The 11,718-nt window shown below is 35.2% G+C and carries 10 protein-coding genes and 1 tRNA gene; 3 read left to right on the top strand and 8 right to left on the bottom strand.

The annotated features are described in order from the left end of the window. Window positions 1–253 precede the first annotated feature (253 nt). Window positions 254–421 carry an Ltp family lipoprotein gene (locus tag FD31_RS13870; protein WP_235805321.1) on the top strand — a complete coding sequence of 56 codons (168 nt, stop codon included), beginning with the start codon at window positions 254–256 and terminating at the stop codon, window positions 419–421. Window positions 422–741: 320 nt separating this feature from the next. After that, window positions 742–1,395 (top strand): hypothetical protein, encoded by a 654-nt coding sequence (locus FD31_RS03530; protein ID WP_057891381.1) that lies wholly within the window; start codon window positions 742–744, stop codon window positions 1,393–1,395. A 118-nt stretch (window positions 1,396–1,513) separates the two neighbouring features. Here FD31_RS03530 and FD31_RS03525 read toward each other — a convergent pair. The 4 genes from FD31_RS03525 to FD31_RS03510 all read right to left on the bottom strand — a co-directional run bounded on the left by FD31_RS03525 (window position 1,514) and on the right by FD31_RS03510 (window position 5,276). Continuing rightward, window positions 1,514–1,603: transfer RNA gene (locus tag FD31_RS03525), tRNA-Ser, on the bottom strand. A 41-nt stretch (window positions 1,604–1,644) separates the two neighbouring features. Then, window positions 1,645–2,163: an adenine phosphoribosyltransferase gene (locus tag FD31_RS03520; protein ID WP_057866798.1), complete on the bottom strand. Its 519-nt coding sequence runs from the start codon at window positions 2,161–2,163 to the stop codon at window positions 1,645–1,647. A 22-nt stretch (window positions 2,164–2,185) separates the two neighbouring features. After that, entirely contained in the window at window positions 2,186–4,495 is a 2,310-nt protein-coding gene (gene recJ / locus FD31_RS03515; protein ID WP_057891380.1) for a single-stranded-DNA-specific exonuclease RecJ, read from the bottom strand. A 121-nt stretch (window positions 4,496–4,616) separates the two neighbouring features. Continuing rightward, on the bottom strand, window positions 4,617–5,276 hold the full coding sequence (locus FD31_RS03510; protein ID WP_083483573.1) for a class A sortase: 660 nt from the start codon (window positions 5,274–5,276) through the stop codon (window positions 4,617–4,619). A 482-nt stretch (window positions 5,277–5,758) separates the two neighbouring features. On the opposite strand from FD31_RS03510, the gene galE reads away from it, so the two are divergent. After that, window positions 5,759–6,751 carry a UDP-glucose 4-epimerase GalE gene (gene galE, locus FD31_RS03505; protein ID WP_057891378.1) on the top strand — a complete coding sequence of 331 codons (993 nt, stop codon included), beginning with the start codon at window positions 5,759–5,761 and terminating at the stop codon, window positions 6,749–6,751. 277 nt (window positions 6,752–7,028) lie between these two features. Here the strand turns inward: galE and FD31_RS03500 are convergent, their stop codons facing one another. The 4 genes from FD31_RS03500 to FD31_RS03485 all read right to left on the bottom strand — a co-directional run bounded on the left by FD31_RS03500 (window position 7,029) and on the right by FD31_RS03485 (window position 11,663). Further along, window positions 7,029–8,081: an alpha/beta hydrolase gene (locus FD31_RS03500; RefSeq protein ID WP_057891377.1), complete on the bottom strand. Its 1,053-nt coding sequence runs from the start codon at window positions 8,079–8,081 to the stop codon at window positions 7,029–7,031. After that, window positions 8,071–9,261 (bottom strand): MFS transporter, encoded by a 1,191-nt coding sequence (locus FD31_RS03495; protein WP_057891376.1) that lies wholly within the window; start codon window positions 9,259–9,261, stop codon window positions 8,071–8,073. Before FD31_RS03495 ends, FD31_RS03500 begins: the two co-directional genes overlap by 11 nt. A gap of 98 nt (window positions 9,262–9,359) precedes the next feature. After that, window positions 9,360–10,193 (bottom strand): helix-turn-helix domain-containing protein, encoded by an 834-nt coding sequence (locus FD31_RS03490; protein ID WP_057891375.1) that lies wholly within the window; start codon window positions 10,191–10,193, stop codon window positions 9,360–9,362. 159 nt (window positions 10,194–10,352) lie between these two features. Continuing rightward, on the bottom strand, window positions 10,353–11,663 hold the full coding sequence (locus FD31_RS03485; protein ID WP_057891374.1) for a dihydrolipoyl dehydrogenase family protein: 1,311 nt from the start codon (window positions 11,661–11,663) through the stop codon (window positions 10,353–10,355). Window positions 11,664–11,718 lie beyond the last annotated feature (55 nt).

The following is an 11,718-nucleotide window of genomic DNA, read 5'->3' as shown; positions in this document are numbered from 1 at the left end:
AACTTGTTCTTGCAATTTGCGAATTTATAAAATTCTTTACTGACAAAATATTTACATATATCAAAGCCGAATAGATTATGAAAATCCGTATATCCGTATAATAGATATAATATTTAAATAAACAACGGGAAAATTATTATGAGAAGTCAACACAGAAAATTAAAAGAAAATGGTACCAAAAGAAAAAATTTGGATTCATTAAAAAAGCATATTCGATCAATTAACTTTCGAATATGCTGATAAGTTTTCACCAGTGGCTACCCAATACGCCGTTGACAATATCAAAACTGACTGGAATGACAATTCTTTAAAAAGTGCTAATACATATCAAAAAGATATGAATATGTCACCAGAGGGAATCAAGGATCAATTAACATCAGATTATGGAGGAAATTTACTGCTGAAGAAGCTGATGTTGTAGTTAAACATTTATAATAAAACTTTATCGAAAAAAATCTTGTAATGTTTTTTCTCTTTAAGGTTAAGTAAATGCTTTATGTATGATCAATCAATTGTGGATAAAATAAGAGCTGCAAACGAATCTAATGAAGTCGGCATCGAATTATTGATACAGTATTGTATGGATAATGATATTCAATTCACTAGTTATATTATGTTTATTCAACAGTTCTGTATTCCTTTGAAATATGAATATGTAGTAAGAAAATGTCATCATTGCGTTATTTCAAACATCCCTTCTGATATACTTATAATGATAAATATATCGTTATGGGGGAAAATATGGAAACTTTACTAACAATTAGTGTATACGCTTTTATTCTTATTTTACTGGTTGTAATAGGTTTTTTTATTACTTGGTTGGTTGGAAAAATAATAAAAAAACAAGGTCCAACCAAAACTGGAAAAATAGGTATGATAATTGCAGCATCCTTTTTAGCTTTAAGTGTAATAACAATTTCAATATCAGCAACTAAAATAAGCAGTGACGAAGCAAATACTGAAAAAATTAATAAGCAAAAAGATAACAATTTCAAGTCTGCATCTGAAAAATTTACAAGAACATATTTAAGTGCAGGTGGAAAGATGGAAGAAGTCGGCACAAGTGAATACAAGTATTGGGGCGATAAAATTGACGATTCAGATAGTTCAGACGATTTCGATGTTAACGAAGTTGTTGCCGATGCTGTTGCTTACAATTCCGCTAAGATTTCAGATGCAAACAATGAACTTGATGTGCTTAAAAAATCTTTAAATAAAATGAAAACAAATGATACTGGTAAATATGATACAAAGGGATATGAAAAAGCGTACCTAAGAATTAAAAAACTAGGAAGCTTTGTTTCATATCCAACAGGTAGCTATTTAGATTTCAATGATAAGATGACTAAATTAGACGACGCCGTTAATGAATCTTATGATTGGATGACCGAATAATATCCACAAAATAAATCTAAGTCTCAAGTAGGCTTATTTATTTTTGCCAAAATTTAAGGAGGTTATAAATATAGCAAAAAAATAGAACACCTAAAAGTGTTCTAAAATTATATGTTTAAGGAGAGTACAGGATTTGAACCTGCGCGCCTGCTATAAAACAGGTTCGTCGGATTTCGAGTCCGATGCATTACCACTCTGCCAACTCTCCATGTTAAGGTCTGTAGAATTTATCTACAGACCTATTTTAAATTAATATTGCATTAGAGTAAACATGTCATACCCTTTTATTTTATCACGACCGTGCAAATCAGTTAATTCGATCAAGAAAGCAGTCCCAACAACGATTCCGCCTAATTTTTCAATCAACTTGATTGTGGCAGCTAATGTACCACCAGTTGCCATCAAATCGTCCACGACTAGTACTTTTTGTCCTGGTTTGATCGCATCTTTTTGCATGTATAGTGATGCTTGACCATATTCAAGGTCATATGAAACCGAAACAGTTTCACGAGGTAACTTACCCTTCTTACGAGCAGGTGCGAAACCAATTCCCATATTATATGCAACTGGGCATCCCACGATAAAACCACGTGCCTCAGGTCCGGCAATCATTTCTGCACCACGGCTCTTAGCATATTCAACAATCTTATCGGTTGCTGCAGCGTACGCTTTACCATCAGCCATTAATGGTGAAATATCTCGAAATAGTACACCAGGTTCTGGAAAATCTTGAACATTAGCAACATATTTCTTAAAATCAATATCCATTTTTTTAAATTCCCCATTCAACCTAACAATGGCAATCGTAATCACTCATCCAGGATAAGAGATCGTCAAAGTTGGATTCAATTAATATTTTTTCTACTTCATTTCGTTGCAATCTCTTCAAATAAGTCGGAGATTCAGCCAATTCGCGTTGTTGTGAAGCATCAGCTTTTTCAACAAAGCCATTTACTATTTTAACAAAATTTAACTCAAAAAACACTTTTAAATAAAAATCTACGTCAGTTTTTTGCAAATTTAAATACTGAGCAACCAAATCCATCCCATTTTCCGTGATATTTTGATGACTATATAAATATTTCAAGAGCGTTTTCATCTTTATCATGTCGGGCTTTAAGTACCGTGCCGTTAAATCGGTATGGAAAAATAACGCTGTATGTTGTGTTTTATTTTCTTTAATAAAATTTTTGAATAAATCGATATTATGTGGCCGATCATAGATCAAAATATTTTTACCGTCGCACTCTTCATCATAACGAATCAACTTGGCTTTCACATTCGAACGTTTAGCTGCCTCGTAATAAACTTCATTGAAGAAAACGATATTGTCAAAATGATCCATGATAGATGTTGATAGACGTTTGTTGCGATAGTCCAAATAGACCTTTTTCAATCCAGCAATCTTTTGAGCTTCTGGTGAAACTTGGAAATCATCTAGCATCAATTGCAAATTCTTGCGACCAGCCCACTCGTTGACACCAATTTCACCATAAACATCACAAATATCGGTATCTGTCGCTTGTTCTTTAGCAAACATCCCAAAACCAATTGCAGCGACTTGGCGACTACTGTCAGTTACCATCGCCTTCAAATGACTACCATCTTTACCAATTGCTTTAGATTGAGCCAACGAAACGTTTTTAAGCTTAATAACTGGTTTCGGATTGCCCATTCCAAATGGTGCCAACTGATTGATTTGCTTAATTAAATCCATATTCAAATCAGCAATATTCAAATCTAAATCATAATCTTTCACAACAGGTGCTTGCGGATCAAAACCTTGTTCAGCTGGCTCTGACTGCAATAGTTCGGTTAATTTATCAAGTTGCGTCTCCTCGATTGAGAATCCACAAGCTTGAGCATGTCCCCCAAAGGCCGTGAACAAGTCATTATATTTATTCAAGGCTGTAAAGAGATTAAATCCTTCCGGACTACGGCCAGACCCCTTCATCACACCACTATTTTCATCAAATTGGGTTGCTAAAACGGGCTTGTTCTCTTGATCCATCACTCGACTAGCAACGATTCCAAGTACCCCTTGGTGCCAATCGTTACCCTTTAAAACTAAAACTCCATGGTCCTTTTGGGCGCTGACTTGGCTTTGCGCATCATCAAAAGCTGATTGAACTAAACCTTGGCGTCTCGTATTAATATCTTCGGTTTCATCAACGATTTCTTTGGCAAATGATTCATCACCAGTCGTCAACAATTCAACACCTGAAGAAGCATTTTCCAAACGTCCTAAGGCATTGATTCGAGGAGCAATCTTAAAACCAATGTCTTCTTCATTAATATCGGATAGCTTTACTTTACATTTTTTAAGCAATGCCGATAAACCGACGTGATGGTTCTTCTTCATCTGTTTAAGGCCCTCGGTCACAATGACCCGATTCTCACCCTTTAAGGCCACAGAATCAGCGACAGTCCCAATTGCAGCCAAATCAATCAAATCCATCGCTTCTTCACCCAACAAAGCGTCGGCAATCTTAAATGCTACGCCAGCTCCAGATAAATAAGGACAGACATATTCTGATCCAGGAATACTTGGGTGCACAATAGCATCAGCTTCAGGCAATTCCTCTGGTAAATCATGGTGATCAGTTACGATAACTTTAATACCACGATCTTTCATATACTTAATTTGCTCTTTCCCACTGACACCATTATCAACAGTAATTAACAAATCGATTCCTTGGTCAGCTAAGAATTTATAACGATCTAAATTAGGACCATAGCCATCTTTAAAACGATCTGGAATGTAAAAAATAGGTTTATTCCCTAACTTTTGTAAAGTTAACTTCATAATTGAAGTACTTGTCACACCATCAGCATCATAATCACCATAAATGGCAATTTTAGCATCCGATTCAACTGCCTGATCAATCAAATCAAGTGCTTTGTCCATATCATGCAATCCAAATGGATCTTGCAATTCGGTCGCATCACTGTGTAAAAATGTCTGAATTTTTAATGGATCAGTAATATCACGCTCTAATAGTAATTCAGACACTACTTGATTAAGATTTCTGTCATTTGCAAACTTAGTTATTTCTTCTTTTGTGGGATTCTTACGCTTTTCCCAATTTATTAATGTCAATCCATCACCTACTAACAATTAGTTAATTATAGCAATTTTCAAACCGAAAAAAAAAGCCTTGAAATATCATTTACAATTTAATTTCGTAAACGAGACGTTCCAAAACTCTTTTAAGGAATCATTAAGCAAAGACTGCTAAAGTACCTTTATTGGCTGGTTGGCTACTTACCAACGAACCTTGTAAAGCCCAACGATTGGTCCCTCCATCAGCACAAGTTATCAATGTTAAAATACTTTGATTTTTCACATCATCTAGTAAATAAACAGCTGTTGGCGGTACAATCTTTTTGAAGTAAATCTTATAAGTATAGACACGTTTCATATCGGTTATGTATGCCAAATCACCAATCTGAGCATTTTCCAAAGGTGAGAATAACGCACCCTTATTTGTCATGTAGTGACCAGCCAATGCATAATTCGATTTACCCATTTTTTCATTTTCCTTCATCGTGCCACCACCAGTTGATAAAGCATTATCACTCAAACCAACAACGATTGGCAAACGTAAGTTGACTGAAGGAACAGCCATCTTACCAACAACAGCTGCATCATTATTAACAGACGCTTTGGCAACTTGACTAGCTGAAATGGGTTTTACCTTGTTAAAATCAAATTGACCCTTTTTCTTAGCATTTTCTTTAGCTTTTTTAGCAGTTAAAGTCGTTAAATTTTGATTAGAAATACGTTTAACAGCATATTCTTTAATCGGTTGATTAAAAATCAAAGCTAACGCAACGATAAGCAAAAGGACAGTTCCAAAAATCGAAAAGAATTTCTTCATGTTTTTCATTCCATTCTCATGAATTTACAAAAAATATTTAATAATGCCTTCCCCAAATCTGGGAAATATCCTACGACTATAAGAAATAAGGACATAGTATCTGTCAACCTTTTTCAACCCTTACAACTAATTTGGAGGAAAGAAATAATCTAGTTTCCGGTTGTGAGTGATTAACCAGCAGTGACGTGATGTTAGGGCTTTAGCCCTTACATCTGGACGTATTTTGAAATTCGCGTATTTTGCGAAGTTCAAATCGAGGTTCGAGACCTTGGCTCGAACCGGTCCCACAGCAGGTAAAATCACTCACAACCGGAAACGGCATGCTTAATTACAATATAATTTATATTTTAGAACATTAGTCTTAAAAAGTTAAATCTTTAATTTCTTGTAATGTTTACCAAGTTTACTAAAATTAATCTTAAAGAGATAAGCTATAATAGACTTATGATATTAGAACCATAAACGAATCTGGAGGTAATTTTATGAGCATTCTTGTTTTAGGTGGTGCCGGTTATATCGGTTCCCACACTGTTGACCATCTTTGTGAACTTGGCTATGACGTAATTGTAGCAGATAATCTATCAACGGGTCACGTCCAAGCTGTTAACGAAAAAGCTAAGTTTTACGAAGGTGATGTTCGTGACAAAGAGTTTTTAATCAAACTATTCCAACATGAGACCATCACGGATGTCATTCACTTTGCGGCCTTTTCAATCGTCCCTGAATCAATGAAAGACCCTCTGAAATATTTTGATAACAACACTTATGGAATGATTACTCTACTCCAAGTGATGCATAACTTTGGCGTTAAACACATTGTCTTCTCGTCAACTGCTGCCACATATGGTGAGCCTAAACAGATTCCGATTAAGGAAACAGATCCAACCGTTCCAACTAACCCTTATGGTGAAAGCAAACTAGCTATGGAAAAAATCATGCACTGGTGTGATGTTGCCTATGGTATTAAGTTTGTTGCCTTGAGATACTTCAATGTTGGTGGCGCAAAGCCAGACGGTTCAATCGGTGAAGATCACAACCCGGAAACGCACTTGATTCCAGTTGTACTCCAAGTAGCCGCTGGTCAACGAGACGAATTGACCATTTTCGGTGATGACTATGATACTAAAGATGGTACAAATGTCCGTGACTATGTCCACGTTGAAGATTTAGCTGAAGCACATCGCCTAGCTATGGAATACTTACGTGCTGACAACGACAGTGATGTCTTTAACCTTGGTTCTTCAAATGGTTTCTCAAACAAAGAAATTTTGGAAGCCGCTAGAAAAGCTACTGGCAAGGAAATTCCCGCTAAGATTGGTCCTAGACGTCCTGGCGATCCAAGTACTTTGATTGCTGATTCAACTAAGGCAAGAACTATCCTTAAATGGCAACCTAAGTATGATGATGTTGAAAAAGTTATCAGCGATGCTTGGAACTTCAAATCAAAGCATTTAAATGGTTACGAAGAAGAATAATAAAATGTTTTCACAAAAGGAGAAACTCAAATGAGTTTCTCCTTTTTAGCGTGCTCGTAAAACAGTATGCACTATTTGCGAAATAATCATAATAACAATTACACCAAGTATTCCACTTAATATTGATTTAGTAAAAAATATTAGCCAAACGGTGATTGCCAGTAATTCAATTACAAAGATTATATATTTCATTCTAATTACTCGTTTCTATTAAGAAAGCCGTTAATTCCTGAAGGCAGCACACTACCAAAACAAAACCGTATTTAGCTTTCAACCTTTAGCAACAGATAAAATTAATTGTTTCTTTTAAAGCATCATCCGCCTGTGCGAAATCACCAACTTTATCCATAAAGGCATGAATCATCCCATTATAACGAAGATAAGTAATATCACATCCAGCTAACTTAGCCTTATTGTAGAAAGCTTCTCCCTGTAATCTCAAAGGATCAAACTCGCCAACCATAAACAATGTTTTAGGTAATTTTTTTAACATTTCCTCTGATGCATTTAATGGGGAAATATAAATGCTTTCAGGATCACTATCTTTGATATACCAACTATTAATTAGTCCTTGGCTGTCATTAAAATTATTGATGTATGTCTTAATTTCACTGGGAATTTCATTTGCAATAATCGGCTCAGGATCATCAAACATTTTTCTAAGTTGAACATTATTACCTTGATATGTTACTGGATATAAAGCAACAGCCTTATCTATATAATTTGTGCCCAATTGCCGATCTAATAATGATAACGTATAAGTCAAATTTCCACCTGCTGAGTCGCCCATTGCGGTAATTGACTTAACATGCAATTGGTTTTTATGTTGTCCCACATAATTTAAAACCTGATAACAATCAAGCAAATTTTGTGGATATGGATGTTCTGGAGCCAATCCATAGTCAATCGAAATAACTCTGACTTGACCACAATCAGCTAATTCTCGACATGGAAACTCAACGTTATCGAGACTGCCACCGAAAAAACCACCACCGTGCATGAACAAAATCACTGGTAATTCCGCATCCACTAACTTTTCTTGAACATAAATTCTTACCTTAATATTGTCCAGTTCCGTATTTTCAATTTTCAAAATATTTTTATTTTTATGATTAGCTTTTTTCCAACCCATTGTTGCACGAATATCTGCAGCATTTACATCTTGATTAACTTCACTACCAAAATCTCCTGTATCAGTCTGTTGAATAGAATCTTCCAATTCCTTTTTTGCCTGTGGATCAAGTAGTCCCTCACTTGAAAATCCCGGAACCAACTTCATTTGATAATCAGTATTTTTAACATTAATTTTTTTCATTAAATTATTTAACAATTTCCTTACCTCCTTGAGAAACTTTTTGATAAATTAAGACAATTGTTGAAACTACAAACAAAATAGCGAAACCAACTGAACAAACTTTCATATTCGTATCAGGCTGACTATTTCCTAAAAACCCAGACAAATAGTTGATCAATGTTGGCGATAAAAAGACACCAATATTAGTAAAAATAAGCATGATCGATGAGGCTAGATTCTTTGATCCTGCTGGTGCCACAGTATTTATCATAGTGTAAATATATGGAATAACTACGGCAAAACCTAAGCCAATTATGATTACACCCAATGTTACCCAAGTTAATGTGTTAGCATTTGCTAAAATCAAAAAGCCAATCGTCATAACTAAGAATCCTAACGGCAATGTTGAATTTTTCAGGAACTTATGAATCAGTCCGTAAACTAACCCTACCAACATTGAAACCATCGTAAATCCACCCAATATCGTGGCTGCCTGACTAGCTGTTCCAATATTTTTATAGGTTAACAAATCCGCCAATTTTACAGTTACGACCATGAAAAACACATAGATAAAGAAGGTCAAAATTGAAATTATCATGATGGGAACATTGATACTTTGATGTTTCGAAGCCTTTGTTGTCTCCTTTACCTCTGTCTTAACATTAGGAATAACCATCCCAAAAATTATCAATATCGGCAAAGAAATCGCATAGATCCAAAAAGTCGCATGCCAACCGAAGGTAATTAGATATCCAACAAGAAAGGACAAAACTGAACTTCCTAGTGAATTGACTGCATTTTGAAATCCCATCATTGTTGAAAGCTCATCCCCCTCATAAAAGTCCGAAATCATACTAATAGCTAACGAATTGAAAAGTCCAATCCCAAATCCTAATAATAGCCGTGATATTAAGACAATATAATAATTAGCAACGAAAACTGGTGTGATGCCAAACACTAAAGCAATCGACAATCCTAACATAACCGTCTTTTTTTGACCCATGAGATTAGTCAAAATACTACTGATAAAAATTCCGGCAATAATCCCCAAGTTGGGAATCGTTGAAATTGTTTCAATTGCTGAGGCTGACTGCCCGATAAATGTTTTACTCATTAATGGAATGGCAGCCGCTATATTAGGGGCCGCCATTAATAACATTGAAATTGATAACAACGCTATTTTAAAAATAAACGATTTTGATTTTTCCTTTGACATAATATGTTACTCCTTTAACTTATTCTCCTTGATGACAAGTTAATAATATTATGTAACCGTTTACAGTGGGCGCCATAAAGAAACCATTTTTAGGTCATTTACTGACCTTTCAGATTATTTCGATACTTTCCAGGTGTTGTTTGATAAACCTTAGTGAACAGTCTCCGAAAAGATTTAACATTAGCAAAGCCCACTGAATCCGAAATAGTTTCAATATCTTTTTCAGTATTAGTTAATATTTCAAATGCATTTTTCAAACGGATTAAATTGACATATTCCATTACACCCACACCCATTTGTTGCATAAAAATCCTAGATAAATAACCTTCACTTAAATGAACATACTGTGCTATTTGAGTCATCGATAATTCTTCTGTACTGTGCTCATTAATAAAGTCAATAACACCTGCTAACTTGTGTAATGTCGGAACTGCAGGCAAATCAATCATTTTAGATTTATTTTCTAAAAAGTAATGAAATAAATCATATAAAATCAAATAAATGTCACTCTTCAACAAAAATTTTTGCTCGACTCTGTCTGTTTGCGAATTTTTATAATAATTAAATAACGTTTGCTTTAATAAATTCACTTGCAATGAATTGTTGGATATTTTAAACCAGCAATCACCCATTGCATCCCACTCCTGTTGCAAAAATTCATATGGAAATAAAAAGGTTAACGACAAGGTATGATTCATTGTTTTTAAAGGTTGTACTGAATGAATTTCATTAGGATTAATAACTATGATATCGTCTGAAGTGGCGGTTATTTTTTGACCACTGACGACAAACTCAGCATCCCCACGAATAATATAATCAATTTCTAAAGCTTGATGCCAATGACGTAAGACATTTTGACTCTCAAGATATTCCGTATGAACGATTAATTTGACTGGTAAATCAGTTGTTGATACTTGTTCGTGCCGATACATAATTTCACCTCAAAAAAAGACTGTGATAGTTTCTCACAGTCAATTTTAAATCAACAATTTATATAACGCATTGTGCTAGTTGATTAATTACTAAAATATTAATTTTAATTACAATAACTGACTTACAGTAAAACATTTTCATCTTGTAATCTTTGAAAATTAAAACAAATATTCCAAATCACTGGCAGCTGTTGGATAAGCCATAATTTCCTTAATCACATCAGCATGCGTCATCTGGCGTTTAATGGCCATCGTCAACAAATTGATCAAACTATCAGCATTGTTGCTCAACAAAGTGGCCCCAGTGATTTCTGATTTATCATTCAAAACGATTCTAATTTTAGCCTTAGGATCATTAGTGTGGCTATAAGTAAACCAACTTGTAACTTCTTGGTCAACTACCTTAGCACCTTCTTGTGCACCAACCTTGGCTAATTTGGGGCTGCCATAAACGACGGTTGGAATCAAAGGTAATTCCAAATCTTGATCCGTCTTACCAGTCAAAAGGTCGGTTACATAATTAGCTTCAAAACCACCAACTGGTGTCAATTTGGGTTGTTTCGTTGCAACAACATCCCCAATGGCATAAATATTTTCATTAGTTGATTGCAATTTGCTGTTAACTTTCACACCATGACGCGTATATTCAACACCGGCTTTTTCCAAATCTAAAAAATCGGCATTAGCAATTCGACCAGTTGCTCCAATAATCAAATCAGTCGTTAATTCAAAATTGTCTGCTTTAATCAAGTATTGCCCATCAGCTTGTTGTTCGATGGCTTGCGTATCAATATTAAAGTTAAAATCAACACCCTTAGCCTCAAGTTGTTTAACTAATTCCAAAGCATAACTTTCATTAAATTCCTTCAATGGATGGTCATTGTGATGAATAATGTGAACCTTGGCACCTGTTGCATTAGCAATCGTTGCTAATTCAAAAGCAATGTAACCCGCACCGATAATCGTAATGTCCTCAGGCATTTTCTTCAGTGATAGAAAATCCGTACTTGAAAGCAAATGTTGCTTGCCAGGGATATTCAAATAACTAGGACGTTGCCCTGTCGCAATGATAAATTTATCAGTTTGATAATGATCTTGTCCATTTACAACAATTTCATTTGCTGAAACAAACTTTGGCTGCCCATCAACTGCTGTAATACCAGCTTTGACAATACCATTACGGCTGCCTGCTGAGACAGGATCAGTGAACGTTTCTTTAAAAGCTTCTAGCTCTTTCCAATTAACATAGGGAACATCGTCAAAGCCTTTACCTTGCAGTTGCGCTACGCGATCTCTAGCTTCAACTCCACTTAAGAGCACTTTTTTAGGATCACAGCCACGGTTCGGACAAGTTCCACCCCAAAGGTTATTTTCCACAATCGCTACCTTTTGACCATTGCCCTTCAAGTTATGTGCTGCCGCTAATCCTGCTGGACCAGCACCGATGATGATCGTATCAAATTTTTCCATAAGAATTCCTCCAACAAAAAAACGTTTATAACGTAATCAATAATTACATTATAAA

This window comes from Companilactobacillus nantensis DSM 16982, assembly GCF_001435815.1.
Classification (GTDB): Bacteria; Bacillota; Bacilli; order Lactobacillales; family Lactobacillaceae; genus Companilactobacillus; species Companilactobacillus nantensis.
This window is presented reverse-complemented; position numbering and strand designations above follow the sequence as displayed.

Coding starts and splice junctions, on each gene's coding strand:
- FD31_RS03530 (WP_057891381.1), top strand. CDS start 742: ATGGAAACTTTACTAACAATTAGTGTATACGCTTTTATTCTTATTTTA.
- FD31_RS03520 (WP_057866798.1), bottom strand. CDS start 2,163: ATGGATATTGATTTTAAGAAATATGTTGCTAATGTTCAAGATTTTCCA.
- FD31_RS03510 (WP_083483573.1), bottom strand. CDS start 5,276: ATGAAGAAATTCTTTTCGATTTTTGGAACTGTCCTTTTGCTTATCGTT.
- galE (WP_057891378.1), top strand. CDS start 5,759: ATGAGCATTCTTGTTTTAGGTGGTGCCGGTTATATCGGTTCCCACACT.
- FD31_RS03495 (WP_057891376.1), bottom strand. CDS start 9,261: ATGTCAAAGGAAAAATCAAAATCGTTTATTTTTAAAATAGCGTTGTTA.
- FD31_RS03490 (WP_057891375.1), bottom strand. CDS start 10,193: ATGTATCGGCACGAACAAGTATCAACAACTGATTTACCAGTCAAATTA.
- FD31_RS03485 (WP_057891374.1), bottom strand. CDS start 11,663: ATGGAAAAATTTGATACGATCATCATCGGTGCTGGTCCAGCAGGATTA.